The following is a 20,440-nucleotide window of genomic DNA, read 5'->3' as shown; positions in this document are numbered from 1 at the left end:
ATATTACTAATTAATTTGGAAAATATTTGTTCAGCCAGCTATTTCGGACGGGTTGCCAGAGATTTTTAAGGTCGGCTTTGATGTGAATCAAAGGATTGATCACTTCAGTTTCAGTATCTATTTCACCTGAGTTCACCCGTGCCTTCACTCCCAAGGCGGGAATTACCCGAAGTTCACCGGTAGATTTTTTCAGGCTGATTTTACCCTGATCGGTCAGGTTGATTTGGAGAAGGTCCTCAAGCTCCCTCAAAGTCCGAACAGAACTGTCTATTGAGCATCCGCTTGCTCCGAGTTTGCTTTCATCCACGGCCAAGACAAGAATCTGATTTTCAATGATTTCAAAAGAGGTCGGCATCAGGTTACCGTGAGTATTCCAGCCCTCACAAAATCTTCCCATCCTTTCACGGACAATTTTCTCTTCGGCTTCAGTGAATCTTTGGTCTGCCTGGTACACCCAAACCCGGGAATAATCTGGCATCTGATCAAATGGTAAGTACATAGTCGTGTTTGTCTGACAAAGAAAAACCCTTTCTGCATAACGGCAAAAAGGGCTTAATTGATTCAAATCAGGAAATTAAATCCCCATGTCTTTGGCGATCATTTCTGCCAAATCATAGACTTTGACGTCCGCTTCACGCTCCTTGTTTTTCACGCCGTCGGTCATCATCGTCAGGCAAAAAGGGCAACCGACTGCGATCGCCTGTGCTCCTGTGGCCAAAGCCTCCTCAGTCCGCTCGATATTGATGTCCTTTTTGCCCTGCTCAGGCTCCTTAAACATCTGGGCTCCGCCGGCGCCACAACACAATCCCTTGGTCTTACACCGCTTCATCTCGACTAGTTCCACATCGAGCGCCTTGATCACTTCCCGAGGGGCTTCATACACGTCATTGGCGCGACCGAGGTAGCAGGAGTCGTGAAAGGTGATTTTTTTTCCTTTGAATTCGCCTCCACCCTGAAGTCGGACTTTGCCTTCATTGATCAGCTGCTGGAGAAACTGGGAGTGGTGAATGACTTCATAATTTCCGCCTAATGCAGGGTACTCATTTTTGATCGTATTGAAGCAATGGGGACAGGCTGTCACTACTTTTTTGACCTCATAGGCATTCATCACCTGGATGTTGGCGACGGCCTGCATCTGGAAAAGAAACTCATTACCGGCTCTTCGGGCTGGGTCACCAGTACAGGTTTCTTCCGGACCCAAAACGGCAAAACTCACCCCAACTTTATTCAATATTTTCACAAAAGCCTGCGTAACAGCTTTGTATCGCTCATCAAAAGAACCGGCACATCCTACCCAAAACAAGACTTCGGGACTTTGACCATTCGAGGCCATTTCGGCCATGGTGGGAACTTTATATGTTGACATTTTTCAGGTTTTAGACATTAGACACAAAATGAAAGACCAAAACGGAGAAAATAATCTCCTCGATCAACCGGCATTGGCCATTTACTTCATTTCTTCTTCTTTTACTTTTTCGGACCAGTTGAACCGATCGGAAGGACTGAACTTCCATGGGGAAAAGCTAGTCTCCATATTTTGAAACATGGAGTTCCATTGTGCTGGGGTACCGGACTCCTCCATCGCCACATACCTACGAAGCTGGAGGATGATCGAAAGCGGGTCAATATTGACCGGACACGCTTCCACACAGGCATTGCAGGTGGTGCAGGCGTTGATCTCTTCCTTGGTGATATAGTCTCCTAGAAGTGATTTTCCATCCTCGAATCCAGGTCCACCTGCGTCAAGGCTTTTGCCCACTTCTTCGGCACGGTCACGCACATCCATCATAATCTTTCTCGGAGAAAGCTTTTTCCCGGTCAGGTTTGCAGGACATTCGGAAGTGCATCGGCCACACTCGGTACAGGAATAGGCATTGAGCACATTGATCCAACTGAGATCATTGACGTCTTTGGCTCCAAAGCGACCGATTTCGGCAGGAGGTGCTGACGGATTTTCAGATGCGATTCCCAACATCATATTCACTTCGTTGGTTACTTCAGGCATGTTTCTGATTTCGCCTTTGGGCTTCAGGTTGGAATACCAGGTATTCGGGAAAGCCAAAAAGATGTGGAGATGCTTGGAATAAGTCACATAAACGGCAAATGCCAAAATCCCAACAATATGAAACCACCAGGCAAATCGCTCGATGAATACCAATGCCCCATCTGACATCCCCTCAAAAAGCGGGCGGATCAAATTGCTGAAAAACAAAGTTCCCAATGCCGGGTAATGTTCATCACCTCTGGAAGCCAAAATTTGATCCGTGGCATTCATGGTCAAAATTGCAAACATCAGAATAATCTCCACTACCAGGATGGTGTTGGCATCCAGCGCAGGCCAGCCCTTCAACTCAGGCTTGTTGAAACGTTCCACCTTCATCACGTTTCGACGGATCAGGAATGCAACACAGGACACCAAAACAGCTACTGCCAAAAACTCAAAAACGTTGATCGCAACGGTATATAGAGAACCAAGGAATGGGGCAAATAGGCGATGAGTACCTAATATGCCATCCAAGACAAACTCCAGGACTTCAAGATTGATTACCAGGAAACCTACATAGATCAAAAGGTGCAGGAATGCAGGAACGATGCGCTTAAACATTTTCTGCTGTCCCAAAGCCACCAGCAGCATGGTTTTCCAACGATTTTCGTGTTGGTCATTTCGGGTTTCAGCTTTTCCCAAGAGAATATTTCTTCGGAGAAATTTGATCCTTTTAGTCAAAATAAAACCCGCAGCACCTAAAATAAGCACAAATGCGAGTTGTGGTAAAATGCTCATATTGATCAGATTAGCGTTTTATTTGGGTTTATGTCCTGATTTTTTTCCGGAAAGGGTTTGTATCGAATAGTCATTTTTCTACCTTTGCATCACTTTACGAGTCGGTGATATAGCTCAGTTGGTAGAGCATCGGACTGAAAATCCGTGAGTCGGTGGTTCGAGTCCACTTATCACCACCCTCCCGATCCCCACGGATCGGGATTTTTTTTGTCCATATGTCAACAACTCGAGGTTCATTGGGATTTTTTTGACCTGTGCAAAATATAAAATAGTCTGCATGCATACTATTTTTTGATTCGAATTTAAATTGAATCTAAGGATTAGGCTCTCTTTTTTGATCTTCCTCGTCAATTGGAACACTTCATTCTTCCGGAGGTTTGAGGCAGGTTAAAAATTATTTCACTTTTTTCGGGGGAAAGGTGTAACATTTCCTTCCCTACTGCATCATCCTCAAGAATGAAGTCATTTTTCGAGTCGCACATCTGGCCGATGAGAGGCAAACTTTACCGGCTGGTCTATCTCTGGATAAGGGATAGATCCCTGGCCGAGGATGTCTTGCAAAATGTCTTCACCAAATCTGTGGAGCGTCAAACGGAACTCCAATCTCATCCCAACCTGACAGGATGGATGATCAAAAGCCTGAAAAACGAAGTGCTGATGCACCACCGTTCGAACAGTCGGCTCGATGGTCTGGAGAAAATGGAGGAACCGGCGCAATTGGATCCAAATACCATGGAATCGGGAGAATCACACCAACTTATTTTCAGTTTGGTCGATCGCCTTCCGGAAAAACAACGGGAAATCTTCCATTTGCGGGAAATCGAGGAAATGAGTTATGAAGAAATTGCCAATCAACTGGAGATCAGTCTTGATCAGGTCAAAGTGAATCTTCACAGGGCTAGGAAGACCATCCGGGAAAAATTAATCAACCAAGGAATTACCCCATGAAGGAAAGAATAAAAGAATTACTGGATAAATATTGGGATGCCGAGACCACTCTTGAAGAGGAAAAAGAACTCCGAGATCTTCTGCGCAATTCGGAAGGTTTTGAGCAGGAAAAATCACTCTTCAAAGCCTTGGAAAATTTCCAAGCTGAGGAGCCGCAGCATCTGACTTTGCCGGATTCCAAGCTTAGAAAGCTCAATCCTCGATGGATCAGCTGGGCAGCCTCAGTGGCAATTTTGGTGGGAAGTTTTTGGAGCTGGAGAGTCTATGAGCAAAAACAGGCTGAAAAAGAAGCCTATGAAGAAGTCATGGAAGCGCTCGCTCTAATCCAAACCAACCTTTCCAAAGGACAGGAACAAATGGAGCCCCTCAAGGATCTGAAATATTTAAACACTACGAACCAGCTATTCCAACTGAATAAACCGACGAAACAATGAAAAAAGCCCTAGCAATTTTAGTTCTGATGACCGGATTGACCTTATCCGGTTTTGCTCAGGATGATGCCATTCAGAAATTTTTCTCCAAATACATGGAAGACGAACGCTTTTCCCGGGTCTACATCTCACCCAAAATGATGCAGATGGCTGGAGGTTTCCTGAAAAATAATGCAGAAGGAGACGCAGATGCAGAAGAACTTGGAAAACTGATTTCCAAAATCAAGGGTATCCGCATTCTTTCTTCTGAGGAAGTAGATGGGATGACCCTTTACCGCGAAGCCATGGGGACATTGAATAAAAACTCCTATGAAGAACTGATGGACGTCCAGGACAAAGGAACCAGCTTGAAGTTCATGGTTCGGGAAGAAGGTGGTTTGGTCAAGGAACTGACCATGGTTTCCGGCGACACCCAATCCTTTACACTCTTATCCATGATTGGAAACTTTACCTACGAGGACTTGAATATGCTTGCCGAAAAAACCGATATCCCAGGAATGGACCAATATGGAAAAGGATCGAAGGGACCCAAAGGACCGAAATAGAACTCTTTATCAACAGAAATTATATTTTGAAAACTAAACCTAAACCCATCCAACAAATGAATAAGCTCATTTTAACACTTACCTTTTTGGCCTTGGTCATCACTGCTCAGGCACAAAGCAAAAGCGTGGCAACACTTAAACAGAAGTATGAAGCCAACGAGGATTTTTTCAACCTTGAACTTGGAGGCAACTTTCTGGACTTTGCTGAAGGCTTCAATATAGACATTGATGAAGATGAATTGGAGACCGTGGCTAAATCAATCGAAAAATTGAATTTTTTTACCATTCCGGAAGACGCTGACAGTTATGCAGAATTCAAAGCGCTACAGAAAGGATTGGAAAAAGAGCGTTACGATCTGCTGATGGAAGCTTCCGAAGGCAAAGGGGGAGTTATGGTCTATTCTAAAGGCTCATTGGTAATTTCAGATTTGGTAATCTTGGTAGGAGATGAGGAAGAAGGTGACTTGATGGTGGTAGAACTAAAAGGAAAATTCGCTCAGGAAGCCGTAGCAAAGGCCACTGCCCAGATAAATTGAGAAATTAGATTTCAAATAATTCCTACAAAAGCCCGGTAGATCCGGGCTTTTTTGTTTGCAATCAAAAAAATTCCAATCTATTCTGAACTTCTACAATCGATTGCGAAACATGCAAAAATCAATTTCATGTAATCACATTTATAATATATTTCTCTGGTTATTAAAATTTTATTCTGCATTAAAGGGATTCCCCCTTACAAAATGAGTTTCGCAATCGATAACGGGCAGTAATTATATTATTTTCAATTATTCTTATTTTTATTACCGTTTTAAAAAATTTTTTAATGTTTTGTTAAAACTTTTGCAATTATGAATCCGTTATCTAGCTTTGTAGAGTAATTCGAATTGCATCGAAGACCCTGTAGCCCAAAATCGCCCCCTGGTGGAACTTGTCCATCCTGTGGTTACAACAAAATCAAAACCTATTTAAACCAACTAGTAAAATGAGAAAAATTATGTCCATGCTTTTTGTTGCAGGGATTGCAACAGGAGCGTTTGCTTACAACGATGAGAAGTCTGTGGAAATCAGACAAACTGAACCTGCTAAAGTAACAGTGGCCGTAGCTACTGCACCTCAGGGAACAGTGACCGTGAAGATTACCGATGCTGAAGACAGATTGGTCCTTCGTGACCGAATCACCAAGACGGAAGCATTTGCAAAACGATATGATCTAAATGCGCTTCCTGTAGGTGAGTATTCTATTGAGGTATCTGATGTGAATGGCACTTTGAGAACAGCAACTTTCAACACCGAAGAAAAAACCAAACCGGCTGTATTTTCAAGAGTAACCCAAATGGGCGAAAATCAATACCGACTGTTGGTGTCCAACTTGGAAGCGAAAGATGTAACTGTCCAAATCTATGATGGAGACAAACTGATCCACACTGAACTGGTAGACAATCCTCAGGGACTTCACAAAGTTTACACTATCGAAAAGCCAGGTTCTCCTGAGGCAATCAGCTTCAAAGTGACCACTTCAACTGGTTACGAGGCGTACGCTTCTGCCCGATAATTAAACCAACTAAGATCAAAAACCACTGCTGAGGCGCCTCGGCAGTGGTTTTGTTTTTTCATCTCAATCATGAATTTTTTTTTCAAATTTTCTCAAAAACCAATCGAGCATGCCCCATGATTTCCCGTTCGAAGCAAACCCGGTTGGGCCGGACTCTGAGGATGGAGAGTTGATGGCGAAATTCTTTATCCGTAATTAATTTTGGAATCAAAGAAGCGAACCATAAGTACTTTTTGAGATTGAATTTATAGAATCGCTTGGTCCATTCCCGGTTGGTCTTGATGTAATCAAGCCTTCCATCACTGTAAAAAGTGTTTTTGAAATATGGACTGGCAGTTCGGATGATGTGCTCGTGACCATAGGCAATCCACGAGTCGGGATTATGCTTGAGCAAAAGTGCAATGATGTAACTATCCGAATCCTTGGGGGAATTGATGTCGATTTCCTCAAAAGGGATCATGTTTTTTTCGAAGACCATGCTCTGCATGTAAAACTTCCCTCCCGGATTGAGCAGTTTAGACACATGTCTGAAGTAATCATCATAGACTTCATCCTGTTTTCCGTTCAGGTAATCCTTAACCGACGCGACATGCTCAAAACTTCCGAATGCGGTAATGGCATCAAATGTCCCAAAATCTTCAGGTTTGATAAATCGCGCGTCTTTGATGTAGGCAGTCAGGCCATTTTCCCTACAGGCTTTAACCTGACCATCGGATAGATTTACTCCGATTCCTTCCGCTCCGACCACATCTTTCAGGTATTTCAGCCAGCCACCCCATCCGCATCCCAAGTCCAGAACTTTGCTACCTTTTTTGATACCCAGTGATTTTGTCACAAACTCATGTTTTTTAACCTGAGCATCCTCGAGCGACAGGGTGTAGTCTCCGTTGTACATGGCATTGCTGAAAATGGCGTTTTCACCAAGGCTGGATCGGATGAATTTGTCAATGTTGGTATAAGTAAAGTCCATTTCCTTTTTCTTATTCCATTCCTGACCTTCACGTTCACTGAGACTGGAACCTTGCCAGGTCCCGGCTACAGTTCCTTGTTCCAATACTTCTTTTTCCATGGGGATGTTTTTTAGGTTAAATTTTTCTAGGCAGAAATAATATCCTGAAAATCAAGACTTTTTATAATTTACCTATTCTGTTTTTAATAAAAAACACCTAACTGAAAATGGAGTCTTTCTATGATATAGGACATAAAAAAGCCCCGAATTTCCCCGGGGCTTTCCTGTTTTTAATTAAATCCTTACTTCTTCCAGCTGGCCTTACCGCCTTTGGCGGAATCCACTGTGATGCTGTAATTGGAAGTTGAAGAAACAATCCAGCGAACTTTTACCGAACTCATACCGGGAATATTTTCTACTGCAATCTTCTCCGGCGAGGACTTTTGCTCTTTGAATTTTTTCATATCCTCATCTTCAACTACAAATCCCGCGACCACTTTGGCCCCCGAAATAGTCACGTAGTCAGGCCGCTCGATTTTGTATTTGAGGTCCTGGCTGGCATGAGTAGGCATCATTCGCTCATTGAAAATCGTAGCGGTAATGGCTTTGAGGCCACCACCCAAATCTTCTTCTTTCACATCCATCACCGAAAGCTTTGGAGTATGGTAAGCATGATAGATGGTGAAGGCTGCATTGCGATGGGCATCCTGCTCCAGCAAGAATCCAGGATGGGCGCGTCCAAAGGTTTTCTTGAACCCTCCAATCTCAATCGTACCAAACTGCGGATGCTTGTATTCCTTCCAGTTGACAAAGGCATCTCCGAGTGTCAACAACTGGTCCACCTTGAGTTGCTCTTCCTGATTGCCTCTCCCAGCTTCTTTGTTGAAATAAAGGTAAGAGACCATCAATTCATTGGAATACGTGAAGATGCCACGGTTACCGTAGAACCAGTCCAACTCCCCTCCAAACACCGAATACAAATCTTTGTAAACGGTCAGGTAACGATAGCCAGGAATCATTTCCTCCCCTTTTTTTCCGATAGCATCATAAATTCGGATGTCATTTTGGTTGTAGGTATTCACATCTTCCTCAGCTCCTGGACCCCGAAGGATCATCCCGCCTGAGTTGTGAAAACTCTGAGCACCGGCGATGTTCGGATGCTTCATGACAAACTCCATCACCGAGCGGTTTTCCGGCAGGGTAAAAGGATACTTCATAGCACCTCGTTGGATATAATCCGGCTGCCAGTTCCATCCCCAGTCACGGTTAGGGTCATAATAACCAATTCCATCGTCATTGACTTCTCCGTCGCCGTCGTTGTCCGTGCCTTCCTGACCGAGCATTTCATATTCTCCGACTTGATCAGGTCCCACTTGAATCAATCTGCGAGGATCCAGGGGATCCTTGATAAATCGCCCTGTTGGAGACTTTCGGATCATCATGGTGATGTGGCCATCACCATCCAGGTCATCCATTCGGTCCTCCCCGTTTTGACCATCCCCGTCATTGTCCAAAACCAGCATACCGGATCTGGGACTGTTTGCGGTGTTTGGTTCTTTGAAGAAATTATTTCTTGCGTCAGGATTAATAGTAGGTGTGATGTAGAAGGTCTTGTCTTTCAGCAACTGCTTGACAAATTCATTGTCAGCATACATTTCAGTAAGATACCAGGCCACATAAAGGGAAAACTCACCACCCTGGATTTCATTGGAATGGATGTTTCCATCGATCCACATGGCAGGCTTTTCGGTGTCCTTTCCGGTGGAAAAATCCGTAATCGTCAGCGTGAGGATATCCCTTCCTTCGACGGACTTCCCGATGGATTCCACCTTGGCCAAATTCGGATGCGCAGCGGCAATCTTTTTCATCCAGTCCCAAAGACCTTCTGAACTGTAATATCGATTCCAGGCAATTTCCACTTTAGGTTTGTGCGGGGTACCAATTGCCCGGAAGTAATTTTCCTGTTGGGCATTGGAGGTAAACGAACCCAGACTTAACGTTCCCAAAGCCAGGGCCACCATCATATGTTTCATTTTCATCGTCTTCATGGCTTAGAGTTTTACAGTTTGAGTGGCAAAACCAGTGTGAGCGGCGCCTGCTTTGATTGTTACAGTGCCGGTACCGCGAATAATCCAGCTGAGGGTGGTTTTTTCAAAAGCACCCATGGAATCGACCAGTTTGATCTTGTCTCCGGAGACAATCTTTTCTGCTGTGGCATCCATGTCAATTCGCACTTTTCTAAGCCAACGGGACCGAGCACCCATTTCCGAATGTGTCGGTAGTGGGGAATTGTTGAAGAGATCCACGGTCACCCGGGTCAATCCATTTCCCAAGGACTCTGTCTTCAGGTTATGGAATTCAAGTTTGGGCTGCATTTCGGCTAGCTTCAAAATGAAATCGGTGTGTTCTTTGGCAATTTCTCCCACTTTTTCATAAGCTGGGTTGACCATCACAAAAGGTTTAACACCCCCTACTTCCACTTTCTGATTAGGGAAATCCGGATGCTTCACTTCAGTCCAAGGCACAAATGAATTCCATCCCAAGGAATCTGCCCAAGCCAGGTAATTGGCTTCCGCGTTGGTTTTTCCCTTGAACTCAGGAGTCCAATAGCCAGGAGTGCTGAAACTCAATCGGGCAAAATGGAAATAAGCCCACTGGAAAAAGTCTCCGTCTGTACCCTGATTGGTTTGCTGAAACGCCTTCTGGCTTACAGTCTTGTTATACAAGTCGGAAACCATCGCATTGATGGCTTGGTCTTTTTCCAAAATGGAAGTAACCACCCTCTTTTTGGCATCACCCGCATTGTATTTCAATGGAGCGCTGAGGTTGTTTGCAGGAGAAAAGGTGACAAAAGCAAAAATATTCCACTGCTCAAACAGGTAGTCCAACATCGCACGGCTTTCCTTTTGAGACACAGCGATATCACCTGCCAAGGGCTCAAAAACAGGGAATTTGTAGGTCAGGGATTTGTTGAAAGCAATGCCTTCCTTCAGATCCTCTGCAAACTTCCCGTCCTTGTCATCATCCTTGCTTTCTTTGAAAACCCGGTATTTTCCAGCTTCCCCTTTGGAGCGGTCAGCTTTGACCAAGATTCGTTCGTCTTCTTTGGAAACAGTCCAATCACCCATCGGATCTTCCACCCGCATCCAGGTGATCATCCCATCGCTGTTCAGATCAGAGTAGCCATTATCACCGGGAGTACCGTCCCGGTCATGATCCATAGGCACGGCATTCCCGCGACGCTCATATTTCAGGGCAGCATGGTATTGCTCATAGGCATCCGGAGACATGTTGGGAAAAATGTAGAACGTGGTCTTGTCGAGGACAGCCGCGTTTTCAGCCACCAGCTTTTCCGCAAACTGAAGCGCCAACTCGACGCTTAGCACATGGAAGCCCTCCACTCCACCGACTACAGCGATTGCTGGTTTTTGATCTTTGGCTCCGGTGCCCACTTTGAGCACCCAGATGTCCTTGCCTCCTTCGGTTTTGGTGAGGGATTTGAGCTCCACGGATGCATTGCTTCCCAGTTTTTGGAGCCTTTGATTGACCTGACTGAGTGTGGGATAATCAGATTGGGCGAAGACATCGCTCCAAATCAGACTTCCTAGCATCAGCCCGGTGAGTAGGTGTTTTTTCATGTGGGTATAATTGATTTTAATTGGTCATATAGCCGGTCCTGTTGCGATAGCAATCGGGATCGGGACAATCTCAAAAGATTGCATCATACTGGTGTGTGACGTTTTCGTCATGCTCGATTTCATAGATCAGTTTATCTGTTTCTTTTCTGAAGAAAGTGTCAAAATCGGATGGAAGTTTAGGGAAAAATACCCAATAATCTTCGCTTGATTTTTGGGTAAAAGGAATGGCCAAATCAACGGATTTCTGATGGGATAAATGGCATTTGGATCAAATTGGGTTGGCCGTTTGCCAAAAATTGGCGTATTTGAGCCTGACTAGCCTCTATTTCCATGTACCAAAAAATTGCCCTTGCGATCGCTTTTTCCCCCAGAATGGAAGCACTCATAGCCGAAACCAAGCGTTTGATCGGTTTATTTGGCGCCGAACTTTTGTTGATTCATGTCGGGGAAAAAACCTCTGAACTTGAGGATAAGCTGAATGTCATCCTCGATGCCCATGGACTAAATGGGCCAAAAACGTCAGTGATCTGGAAAGAAGGTAAACCAGCCAAAATGATCATCAAAACCTGCGAAGAGGAAAAGGTGGATCTTCTGGTTTTGGGGGCATTGAAAAAGGAAGGTCTACTCACCTATTACATCGGCTCGGTAGCCAGAAAAGTGATCCGAAAGATCAAGTGCTCTGTGCTAACGCTGATTGAGCCGCAGATCTCGGCCACGACATTTTCCCAGGTAGTCATCAACGGTACTCAGCTCGATGAAACTCCTCACGTGATTTCAGAAAGCCTGAAATTCTGCCGGGCCTTGGGAGTAACTCAGCTTCACATACTCAACGAAATCCGGCTCTATGGACTTCAAATGGCTACAGCGGGAGAAGGCTCTGAGGACGAAGTGGCCCTAACCCGAAGGAAATTGGTGCAGGAAGAAATCAAATACGTCCAGGAAATCCTGGATGGTCTGGACCAAAGCGGACTCAAAATCAACATCAAGGTTACCGCAGGAAAATGGGCTGTGGAGCTCGTTCGGTACTGCGAAACCATTCAGGCAGACCTGTTGATCATGGGAGATCAGCGGGCATACACGTTTATAGACCGCCTGTTTCCCCATGATTTGGAAGAGATTCTCGCCGAGCTGCCTTGTAATCTGCTAATCGTCAAATAAAAAAAAGATGGAAAAACTCACACACAACGAGGTAGTGACGCTTTTGCTTCAATTGGCGACCATGCTGGTTTTAGCGCGGGTGTTTTCTGAAATCGCTCAGAAATTCAAGCAACCGGCTGTAGTCGGAGAAATCATGGCCGGGATACTTTTGGGGCCCACCATTTTAGGCAGCTTCTTTCCCGAAATATTTGAATTCCTGTTCAAATCCCATCCGATGAGCAATATTGCTCTGGCTGGATATACGCAAGTAGCAGTAGTCTTATTGCTTTTTATTGCAGGTCTGGAAGTGGAACTTCACTTGGTCCTTTCTCAGGGAAGAAGAGCATTAAACATCAGCTTTTTTGGACTGGTAATTCCATTCGCATTTGGCTTCATTGCGCCATTCTACTTTGCAGAGTTCTTTGGGTTTTCCGAGGGAAGCAAATTGCTCTTTTCACTTTTCATGGGCACAGCCATGGCCATCAGCGCCCTGCCCGTGATAGTGCGCACGTTGATGGATCTCAATCTTTTCAAAAGCAGGATGGGGATGATGATAGTATCAGCCGCCATGGTGGACGACATTATAGGCTGGATGATTTTCTCCATCATTCTTAGCTTCATGGGAAAAGAGTCCGGTACTATTGGACTGGGATATACCATTTTGCTCACCGTAGGCTTTGCAGCATTTATGATTACGGTCGGAAAATCACTCATCAACCGAGTCCTTCCTTGGATCAATAAGCGACTGGCTTGGCCGGGCGGACTGATCTCACTTTCCCTTTCAGCTTGTTTTCTGGCCGCAGCCTTTACCGAGTTTATCGGAATCCATGCCATTTTTGGTGCTTTTATCATCGGTGTGGCAATTGGAGATTCCGAACACATGACCGAGCGGGCCAAGGAAATTATCCATCAATTTGTCAACAATATTTTTGCCCCGGTATTCTTTGTCTCCATCGGGCTCAAAGTCAACTTCTTCACCAATTTTGATCCGCTCCTAGTCTTGGTGGTTATCATAGTTGCCTATGCAGGCAAAGTGATTGGCTGTGGATTTGGGGCGATGAGAGGGGGCTTGGAACGAGGAGAAGCTTTGGCAATTGGGTTTGGAATGAATGCCCGCGGTGCTATGGAAATCATCCTTGGTCTGATTGCATTGGAAAACGGATTGATCACCGAAAAGCTCTTTGTCGCCTTGGTAGTAATGGCTTTGGTCACCTCCATGACCTCCGGTCCACTGATGAAATGGGCTCTAAAACTGAAAACAAGCAAGTCTGAATAAACCAAATAATCCCGGTCAGTCCGGGATTTTTGTTTTACTCCAAGTAGCTGCTCCTATTCGACTTAGAAAACTTCAATCGGAGAAATTAAACAAAGCGCCTATTTTTGGGCTTTCCAAAGGAAATTTGAATTCAATCCATGGCTAAGAATAAAGCAAAAATCGGCGTCTTGTTAGTTAATCTGGGCACTCCGGACAGCACCAAAACCGGTGACGTACGGAAGTATCTCCGGGAGTTTTTGATGGACGGACGTGTGATCGATTTCCCGTTTATTCCCAGATGGATGTTGGTCAATCTTATCATCGCACCTTTTCGTGCTCCCAAATCTGCCGGGGAGTACCGGAAATTGTGGACGGATCGGGGATCTCCCCTGCTTTTTCATACCGAAGATCTGAAAGAGAAACTGATCCAAAAGCTTGATCCGGAAAAGTACCTTGTCGCCATGGCGATGCGCTATCAGAATCCAAGCATTGAGAAAGGCTTGAAAGAACTGATGGATGCCAAGGTCAAAAAGATCATTGTTCTGCCGCTTTTCCCACAGTATGCCTCCGCCACCAACGGCTCGGTGATGGATCGGGTAATGGAAATCGCCCGCACTTGGCAGATTATTCCTGAGATTACCTTTATCAGCAATTACGTGGATCATCCTCTTTTTCTGGAGGCCTGGGCCGAACTCGGTCGGGAAGCCATGCAAAAGCATGAGTATGACAAGTACCTGTTTTCCTACCACGGGCTTCCGGAACGGCAAATAAGAAAAGGCAGCGTGGAAGGCTATTGTCAGCTTGGCGCCTGCTGCAATAAATACGGCCTAAAAAACCAGTTTTGCTACAGGGCGCAATGTTTTCAGACCACCCGCTTGGTGGCTGAAAAATTAGGATTGCCGGAGGATAAAGTCGTGACTTGCTTCCAATCTCGCTTGGGTAAGGATCCCTGGATCAAGCCCTATACCGAGGACATGATAAAGGACTTGGCCAAAGAAGGCGTGAAAAAAGTGCTGGTGTTCTCCCCTGCTTTTGTGGCAGACTGCCTGGAGACTACCGTGGAAGTGGGTGAAGAATACAAAGAGCAATTTGAAGAGCTCGGTGGGGAGCACTGGGACTTGGTTCCAAGCTTGAACTCCAATGATACTTGGGTGGATTGCGTGAAGGACTTGGTTGAGTCGAGGGCGTGATTTGACTTTACTTCATGATTCATCATTCGGTGTTGGATATTCGATATTAATCTCTTGAAATGGATGAGTTACGATTTTTGATTTACGAAGCCTCCTTGAACTTCATACGCTAACTCAATGGGTTTACCCTTAGGAAAAAGCTTAGAGGTTCAGGAAAAGGTCGTAAATCGTAAATCAAAATTCAAAAATCCTTTGATGTCCAAATCTTCCAATCAAACTCTTCTGATCCTCGGCGTCATCCTGATTTCGATCAATCTCAGGACTTCGATCGCCTCGGTAGGGCCTTTGATCCCGTTTATTCGGGAAGATCTGGGGATTTCCAATGGACTGGCGGGATTTCTCACCACCCTTTCGCTGATTACTTTTGCCATTTTCTCCCTTTTTGCTCCATCCATTGGTAAAAAACTAGGGCACGGAAAAGCGATTTTCCTTGGAATTCTGATCCTATCGATAGGTTTAATCCTGCGAGTTTTGGGGGGAATCAGTCTGCTTTTCATCGGAACTGCCCTTACAGGCATCGGTATTGTCACCGCCAACGTGCTGATGATTCCGTTCTTCAAAGCGCGTCTTCCGGAAAAAATCGGTTTGATGACCGCTTTGCTGTCAACAGGAATGTCCCTTTTCGCAGCGATAGCTTCGGGAATCAGTGTTCCTCTTGCAGTCGACCTGGGTTTGGGATGGAGAGGCTCATTGGCTTCCTGGATTGTGCTGATGGTTCTGGCTTTGGTGGTCTGGATTCCGCAATTGAGGCCTCATTCCTCAGGTTTTCAGGCCGAACTCCTTCCTGCCAAAAATGTCTGGAAATCCAAATTGGCATGGCAGGTCACCCTGTTTATGGGAGCTCAATCTGTGATGTATTTCACCATGGTTACCTGGCTTCCCGACATGCTGATTGCGCGGGGAATGAGTCCGGTCAATGCCGGGATTGCCTTATCTTATATGCAACTGATTTCCCTGATCGGGACTTTTTTTGCCCCTAACCTATTGATCCGTCTTCGACACCAATCCGGTGTCATCCTCATCGTGGGGATCGGATATTTCGTCGGATATTCGGCACTGTTCGTTCATCAGGAGCTTGTGACTTTTGCAGCACTTACCATAATTGGCATCGGAAGCGGAGCAAGCTTAAGTATTGCATACACGTTGATTTCTCTTCGCTCGGCAGAAGATTTGACCACCGCCAAACTTTCGGGGATGGTTCAATCCGCTGGCTACGTTTTGGCTGCATTGGGGCCTTTGGTGTTCGGCATTTCACTTGACCTATTTGACAATTGGAATATTCTGATCTGGTTTTTGCTAGCCATGTCGGTTCAATTTGTCGCGTTTGGCCTTCCTGCTGGCCGGGACAAAAAGATCATGTGACTTCCCCCTTCCAGACCAATCGCATCACTTTAGCGTACGGGGAACCTATATTTCAAGGACCAAAACGGAATCTTTTATCCGGGTTAATGAGATCAACTCCTAGTACGGACTCAAATCTGGAATATTTCTTAGGCCAAACTAAAATCAATTCCAACATCGGCTTTTTCTCTTCCCCCATCGATAGACAAAAAAAAAGACTGTTTCAGGTTTGAAACAGTCTTTACAAACTCAAAAACTGATCAGAAATCCAAGGTCGAAAGATTCATTTGGGCATTGTCCCAATTAGCTACAGTCACAATCAAGTCATGATTTGTTGGAAGTTGAATCGAAGAACTGGTAGTGATCGGATTATTTGTTACCCGGTCCACTGAGAAGGCCTTTACCTGAACATTTTTCAGGGTAGACCTATTTCCCAAACGGAGGATGCTCAAATCGGGACTGACCGTAATATCCGTTTCCGCATCCGGACCTCCCCCAATTCCGCTAAAGGAAAGGGATCGGACCTGATTGTCCACAAATCTGGAGAAAGTCAAAGTGAATTGTTTCTCCACCTGAGGAGTGAACCGAATCAGGCTCGCATCGGAATTGACCATCAGTGTATCCACCTGTCCAGGCTGAGTATCTACTTCCTCCACACGGATTGTTGTTCCATCAGGCATGATGCTGTTGAAAGAGTATTTTCCTGTGCCGTTTCCTACAATCTTTCTCGTGTAGTTGCGGTTGAGAGGCAGCAGGTATGCGCCTTTCACTAGATAACATGGGTGAGAATCCGGTACTTCGCTGAATATTTTATCATTGAATGTTCCTACCCGCAGTCCATTTTCATCTATTATTTCCAGATCTGCAGGACTCAGAAGAAAATCCAGAATAAAGCTAGTCAAACCAAAAGGACCACTGAAGGGAAGGTCATGGTCAGCAATCAGGTAATCTCCGTTGCTCATTACTCCAAGGGTAATGTTGTCTTCACTTCGGAATTGGGCCGTGTCATCTCCATTGAAATAATCAAAGTGAAGCGTACTGCCGATTAGCTTAAATTTCATCCTGCAGTTGGGATTGTCAGCCCTGTTGCAATCCCAACAATACAACTCCACTCCATCCAAGCTTGAAATGGTGGTGGTACCCATAGGATTCAATTGGGGACCGGGATGCCCTTCGGGATACACAAATCGGTAGGGCATGATGCAATGGGAGGAGCTGAGTCCATCCATGTACCCGGCATCCCAAATTGCTCCTGAAGGAATGAAAAACAACAACGGTGCATTATGCCTATCGCAGCCCGTCATGAAAATCCGCTCAATCGCTCTGGCAGTCTTTTCCACTCTTGAAATCCCTTCCCGGCTTTGATCGTGGAAATGAATCAAACTTTCCCGGCTGAGTAGTCGGCCGTGAATAGCTGTAAGCATTTGATGAATACTGGCTTTGGACGTGGTGATCGCATTGGTTTCGCCTTTCCAAAGTTTATCGGCGACCACACTAGCCAAGGAAGTACAAAATCCAGTGGCAAGACCTCCATTGGCTTCCCCCTTAAGGAAGTGCTCATAAAAGAGGTAAAATGCACCGGTAAGGACCGGATGTCCAAATACTGGATCCAACAACTCATGCCAAACCTCTGCCGCTCCGAAAGTGTCCTCAAAAGTGCCCCAAGAAGGAATACCGTCTGTGAAATTGTCGAAAGGCAAATTGTGAACCCCATAGGTAAAGGGGATTTCGAGAATTCGAGGTTTGGTCGCTGTTCTGGAATTGCTAATTAGTCCATCTGGATTTCTGACCTGAATGGACACACTCCCTCCTGCAGAACCTGTACCATTTGTTCCAGGCATTATAAAGCGGATCCGTGTTTGGGAAATAAATGTTCCGGGAACGGCTTTTCCATCTACGATTACAGAAGCCCCGTTAAGGAATGCTTTACCGGTAATCTCCACAGTAGCCATGGGGGGAAGTACAGCAGGAAGATTATCAAGTTGGGGTTTCACCCGGATGAGAAGTCTGTTACTTTCTGTGTTATCAAAGGCTCTTCGGAGAAAAATCGATTTCTGGCCTCCTGAAATATTGGATGGAATGGTTACTGAAATACTTTCGTCCGCATTGATGGTAGGCACCAAGGTAATCCCTCCTTCTATAATCACCCGGTCGTTGTTGGCAAATCTACTTCCTCTTATGGTGATGGAATTACCCGGGAAAATCTCCACAGGATTGAGTTCGGTAATAAAAGGTCGGGTCAGCAAATCATTCCATGCATCCTCACTAAACTGAAAAAACTCATTGGAAGCATCAATACCTCCTCGGGTTCCATCGGGACCCACTGCCCCTGGCTGGCCTTGGGCACCGTTGGAGCCATTTCTTGCATCCCTGCAGACCTCCCCATTACCGCTTCTTCCGCCTCTTCCTCCGAGTCCACCATTACCTCCAGGCCCACCTCTTCCGGCCCGCCCCCCTTCATTTTTTATTCTGAAAGCATTGGCCGTAACTGTTTGGGCAAGGGTTCCATCCAACACTCCGATGGTGATTTTACCGCCGTTACCACCATTTCCCCCTCTTCCGCCGTTTCCCCCTCTTCCGCCATCTCCGCCGTCCCCTCCGTCTCCAGGGTCAGACACACAGTGTTTTCCAAAAAACCAGGCCCATTTCCCACCTTCTCCATCGGCCCCATCTCCTCCGCGCCCTCCTTTCTGACCTCTTCCTCCAATTATTCCGTCCTCTCCATTGATATCGATCTTAGGAATATTGGTAAGGTTTTTTACCCAGATTTCAAGTTCAGGTGCATTCAGTCCGTTTGCGCCACCTATACCTACGGATCCTGACCGGGCATCTTCACCGTTCAGCCCGTGCCTGTTATTCCCATTGGTTCGGATTCCCGACCAGCCCCTTCCGTCCAGAGATGGATCATCGAGTCGAGGCGGAGTAGAGCCTCCCGGTCTTTTCCAGGTAATTTCTGCATTGGGACCACAGATGATCTGCTCTGCAATGATGATCAGTTTTTCAACATTTGCCTCAATGCTTAGCCTGATATTGGTGAGGTCAAGGACGCCTGCGATGATGACCGATTGGTTTACAGGAAGGGTAGTCAGAGACATCACCCTGGTCTGGTTGGTCAAGGTGGGCCAACTTTTTGGGCTTTTACTCATCAATCGGCTTGCTATCTCCGGATCCTTGACCGTGAGTTTCTTCGCATCCAATAGAACCGAGGCATTTATCGGCTGGGAAACCCGGCTTGCCTCTATCGTTGGGCTGGAGGCAATGACTTCTTTGGGTATTCTGACTCCAGTCCTAATATCCGTGGTAAATGCATCCAGCCTAGTTCCCAAAGTGCGGTTGGTCAACAGAATGCTGCCTGTGGTTCTTGGTGTGGCTGTGGTGGTCGTCGGAGTTGTCGGAGTTTCCTTTTTGAGAGAAGAAAGAATCAGAGGACTGCTGTTTCTGTTTGGTAGGAATTTTGCCAAATGAACCTTTTTATCAGCCGGCTTCATTTTTACAAAATCCTTTGCAATCAATCCCCAATTCACTCCCAGATTGTCATTTTTTCTGGATGCTATCATCACCTTACCTCTGGTGATGCTGGTAGGGGCGGCTATTCTCAATTGATCCAAGTCACTGAGTTTTTCAACTCCCACCGCATTCATGATGTCTTTGATGGGAAGTAGCCGAGCATGACTTTCATCCATGCTCGGGACTACTCTTACCTTGGCCCTGGCTCCGATTTTTAATTGGATCGCTTTTTCCAATATTAAAGCATCCTTGGCCCTTTTTTGAATTTCCAAACCTGAAATTGCCCCATTTTTTATCTGAATTTCGGAAAGCAATCCCTCAAATTGGAATGCTCTCCCATCCATCCCGGCACCCGCTTTAAATCCTAAATTACCAACTGGAACCAACTTGCCTGGAATATCTTTGGAAGCCACTACTTTATCATCAAGTTCAAGAGTATTGGTGCCAGTGGAAGAGCGGGAAAATCTTACATGAACTTCCTTGTTCTGAGGCAAAGGATTCGGGGAGGTGATCACTTGCCAACCTGCAGAAGTATGCACACTCCCGTTTATATTACCGAGATTATCCAGAAAAACTGCCGCAGGAGGAGATTGAGATTCGAGGATATTTTGTCGCGTACCACCGATTTTTTTTGGCTGGATCACTGCCTCCAATGTGAATGAATCCGATTTTTCCAAGACTGGGATTTTCCCGATGTCTATAAATCCTTTTTTGACCTGAAATTCATTTTCACGGGGAGTTTGCTGAATTTCCCCCACCAACTTTACTGGGTTTCCAGTCTCGGCTCCATCAAACAATTCATTGTTTTCCGAGCGCAAATAGAAAACTGTTTTCGATTTAAACATGGCATTTTGGTTTATATGAGTAAAAAATCAATTGATTCTGAAAAACTTAATCCTTGGACTTTATCGAACCGGAACGAAATTTCCTTAACTGGATAAATCTTAAAATTTATCTAAAAGTGGGCTTCCTATTTTTGACTAAACACTCAATCGCGAAATGAAAACCTTGTTTTCTGCGATTGCAATTACCAACCTCAAAGAATAAAAAGTCAAAAAACATAGAACCTACCGAAAACTTGAAGAATGTAGGAATATTATTTTATAAAATCAAAAAATAGCTATAATATTTATTTTTCATTAAAATATTTACATTTTTTTATATTTAA

General features: G+C 45.3%; 16 protein-coding genes and 1 tRNA gene. 10 read left to right on the top strand and 7 right to left on the bottom strand.

Going from position 1 to position 20,440, the window contains the following annotated elements; translation table 11 throughout:
* Positions 1–10 precede the first annotated feature (10 nt).
* From D0X99_RS07885 to D0X99_RS07875, 3 genes are all read right to left on the bottom strand, one after another.
* Positions 11–499 carry a hypothetical protein gene (locus tag D0X99_RS07885; protein WP_119477133.1) on the bottom strand — a complete coding sequence of 163 codons (489 nt, stop codon included), beginning with the start codon at positions 497–499 and terminating at the stop codon, positions 11–13.
* A gap of 75 nt (positions 500–574) precedes the next feature.
* Positions 575–1,366: a (Fe-S)-binding protein gene (locus tag D0X99_RS07880; RefSeq protein ID WP_119477132.1), complete on the bottom strand. Its 792-nt coding sequence runs from the start codon at positions 1,364–1,366 to the stop codon at positions 575–577.
* 81 nt (positions 1,367–1,447) lie between these two features.
* Entirely contained in the window at positions 1,448–2,782 is a 1,335-nt protein-coding gene (locus D0X99_RS07875) for a 4Fe-4S dicluster domain-containing protein (RefSeq protein WP_119477131.1), read from the bottom strand.
* 103 nt (positions 2,783–2,885) lie between these two features.
* On the opposite strand from D0X99_RS07875, the gene D0X99_RS07870 reads away from it, so the two are divergent.
* The 6 genes from D0X99_RS07870 (at position 2,886) to D0X99_RS07845 (ending at position 6,255) form a co-directional block, all read left to right on the top strand.
* Positions 2,886–2,958 (top strand) — tRNA-Phe (locus D0X99_RS07870).
* 280 nt (positions 2,959–3,238) lie between these two features.
* Positions 3,239–3,730: an RNA polymerase sigma factor gene (locus D0X99_RS07865; protein ID WP_119477130.1), complete on the top strand. Its 492-nt coding sequence runs from the start codon at positions 3,239–3,241 to the stop codon at positions 3,728–3,730.
* Complete coding sequence (locus tag D0X99_RS07860) at positions 3,727–4,164, top strand: hypothetical protein (protein ID WP_119477129.1); 438 nt, start codon at positions 3,727–3,729, stop codon at positions 4,162–4,164. Before D0X99_RS07865 ends, D0X99_RS07860 begins: the two co-directional genes overlap by 4 nt.
* Positions 4,161–4,706: a DUF4252 domain-containing protein gene (locus tag D0X99_RS07855; RefSeq protein ID WP_119477128.1), complete on the top strand. Its 546-nt coding sequence runs from the start codon at positions 4,161–4,163 to the stop codon at positions 4,704–4,706. The genes D0X99_RS07860 and D0X99_RS07855 overlap by 4 nt, the downstream gene beginning before the upstream one ends.
* Before the next feature lie 56 nt (positions 4,707–4,762).
* Positions 4,763–5,242, top strand: a complete 480-nt coding sequence (locus D0X99_RS07850) for a DUF4252 domain-containing protein (RefSeq protein WP_119477127.1) — start codon at positions 4,763–4,765, stop codon at positions 5,240–5,242.
* A gap of 443 nt (positions 5,243–5,685) precedes the next feature.
* Positions 5,686–6,255: a hypothetical protein gene (locus D0X99_RS07845; protein ID WP_147392205.1), complete on the top strand. Its 570-nt coding sequence runs from the start codon at positions 5,686–5,688 to the stop codon at positions 6,253–6,255.
* 82 nt (positions 6,256–6,337) lie between these two features.
* On the opposite strand, the gene D0X99_RS07840 is transcribed toward D0X99_RS07845, so the two are convergent.
* The 3 genes from D0X99_RS07840 to D0X99_RS07830 form a co-directional block, all read right to left on the bottom strand.
* On the bottom strand, positions 6,338–7,324 hold the full coding sequence (locus D0X99_RS07840) for an SAM-dependent methyltransferase (protein WP_119477125.1): 987 nt from the start codon (positions 7,322–7,324) through the stop codon (positions 6,338–6,340).
* Between the two features lie 182 nt (positions 7,325–7,506).
* Positions 7,507–9,252, bottom strand: a complete 1,746-nt coding sequence (locus D0X99_RS07835) for a M14 family metallopeptidase (protein ID WP_119477124.1) — start codon at positions 9,250–9,252, stop codon at positions 7,507–7,509.
* Between the two features lie 3 nt (positions 9,253–9,255).
* Positions 9,256–10,842, bottom strand: coding sequence for a M14 family metallopeptidase (locus tag D0X99_RS07830; protein ID WP_119477123.1), 1,587 nt, complete (start codon positions 10,840–10,842; stop codon positions 9,256–9,258).
* Between the two features lie 330 nt (positions 10,843–11,172).
* On the opposite strand from D0X99_RS07830, the gene D0X99_RS07825 reads away from it, so the two are divergent.
* The 4 genes from D0X99_RS07825 (at position 11,173) to D0X99_RS07810 (ending at position 15,786) form a co-directional block, all read left to right on the top strand.
* Positions 11,173–12,000 carry a universal stress protein gene (locus D0X99_RS07825; RefSeq protein ID WP_119477122.1) on the top strand — a complete coding sequence of 276 codons (828 nt, stop codon included), beginning with the start codon at positions 11,173–11,175 and terminating at the stop codon, positions 11,998–12,000.
* A 7-nt stretch (positions 12,001–12,007) separates the two neighbouring features.
* Entirely contained in the window at positions 12,008–13,255 is a 1,248-nt protein-coding gene (locus D0X99_RS07820; RefSeq protein ID WP_119477121.1) for a cation:proton antiporter, read from the top strand.
* Between the two features lie 137 nt (positions 13,256–13,392).
* Positions 13,393–14,424 carry a ferrochelatase gene (gene hemH, locus D0X99_RS07815; protein WP_119477120.1) on the top strand — a complete coding sequence of 344 codons (1,032 nt, stop codon included), beginning with the start codon at positions 13,393–13,395 and terminating at the stop codon, positions 14,422–14,424.
* Between the two features lie 195 nt (positions 14,425–14,619).
* A complete protein-coding gene (locus D0X99_RS07810; RefSeq protein ID WP_119477332.1) occupies positions 14,620–15,786 on the top strand; it encodes a CynX/NimT family MFS transporter in 1,167 nt (388 codons plus the stop codon).
* A gap of 239 nt (positions 15,787–16,025) precedes the next feature.
* Here the strand turns inward: D0X99_RS07810 and D0X99_RS20690 are convergent, their stop codons facing one another.
* The gene (locus D0X99_RS20690; RefSeq protein WP_119477119.1) at positions 16,026–20,117 is read right to left on the bottom strand and encodes a LamG-like jellyroll fold domain-containing protein; all 4,092 of its coding nucleotides are present in this window, start codon (positions 20,115–20,117) and stop codon (positions 16,026–16,028) included.
* Positions 20,118–20,440: the final 323 nt, after the last annotated feature.

It is taken from the genome of Algoriphagus lacus (assembly GCF_003583985.1).
Lineage (GTDB): Bacteria > Bacteroidota > Bacteroidia > Cytophagales > Cyclobacteriaceae > Algoriphagus > Algoriphagus lacus.
The sequence above is the reverse complement of the archived record's forward strand: the minus strand, read 5'-3'. Positions and strand labels throughout refer to the sequence as shown.

Excerpts from the sequence above, each read along its gene's own strand:
- D0X99_RS07885 (WP_119477133.1), bottom strand. The coding sequence starts at position 499 with ATGTACTTACCATTTGATCAGATGCCAGATTATTCCCGGGTTTGGGTG.
- D0X99_RS07880 (WP_119477132.1), bottom strand. The coding sequence starts at position 1,366 with ATGTCAACATATAAAGTTCCCACCATGGCCGAAATGGCCTCGAATGGT.
- D0X99_RS07875 (WP_119477131.1), bottom strand. The coding sequence starts at position 2,782 with ATGAGCATTTTACCACAACTCGCATTTGTGCTTATTTTAGGTGCTGCG.
- D0X99_RS07865 (WP_119477130.1), top strand. The coding sequence starts at position 3,239 with ATGAAGTCATTTTTCGAGTCGCACATCTGGCCGATGAGAGGCAAACTT.
- D0X99_RS07860 (WP_119477129.1), top strand. The coding sequence starts at position 3,727 with ATGAAGGAAAGAATAAAAGAATTACTGGATAAATATTGGGATGCCGAG.
- D0X99_RS07855 (WP_119477128.1), top strand. The coding sequence starts at position 4,161 with ATGAAAAAAGCCCTAGCAATTTTAGTTCTGATGACCGGATTGACCTTA.
- D0X99_RS07850 (WP_119477127.1), top strand. The coding sequence starts at position 4,763 with ATGAATAAGCTCATTTTAACACTTACCTTTTTGGCCTTGGTCATCACT.
- D0X99_RS07845 (WP_147392205.1), top strand. The coding sequence starts at position 5,686 with ATGAGAAAAATTATGTCCATGCTTTTTGTTGCAGGGATTGCAACAGGA.
- D0X99_RS07840 (WP_119477125.1), bottom strand. The coding sequence starts at position 7,324 with ATGGAAAAAGAAGTATTGGAACAAGGAACTGTAGCCGGGACCTGGCAA.
- D0X99_RS07835 (WP_119477124.1), bottom strand. The coding sequence starts at position 9,252 with ATGAAGACGATGAAAATGAAACATATGATGGTGGCCCTGGCTTTGGGA.
- D0X99_RS07830 (WP_119477123.1), bottom strand. The coding sequence starts at position 10,842 with ATGAAAAAACACCTACTCACCGGGCTGATGCTAGGAAGTCTGATTTGG.
- D0X99_RS07825 (WP_119477122.1), top strand. The coding sequence starts at position 11,173 with ATGTACCAAAAAATTGCCCTTGCGATCGCTTTTTCCCCCAGAATGGAA.
- D0X99_RS07820 (WP_119477121.1), top strand. The coding sequence starts at position 12,008 with ATGGAAAAACTCACACACAACGAGGTAGTGACGCTTTTGCTTCAATTG.
- hemH (WP_119477120.1), top strand. The coding sequence starts at position 13,393 with ATGGCTAAGAATAAAGCAAAAATCGGCGTCTTGTTAGTTAATCTGGGC.
- D0X99_RS07810 (WP_119477332.1), top strand. The coding sequence starts at position 14,620 with ATGTCCAAATCTTCCAATCAAACTCTTCTGATCCTCGGCGTCATCCTG.
- D0X99_RS20690 (WP_119477119.1), bottom strand. The coding sequence starts at position 20,117 with ATGTTTAAATCGAAAACAGTTTTCTATTTGCGCTCGGAAAACAATGAA.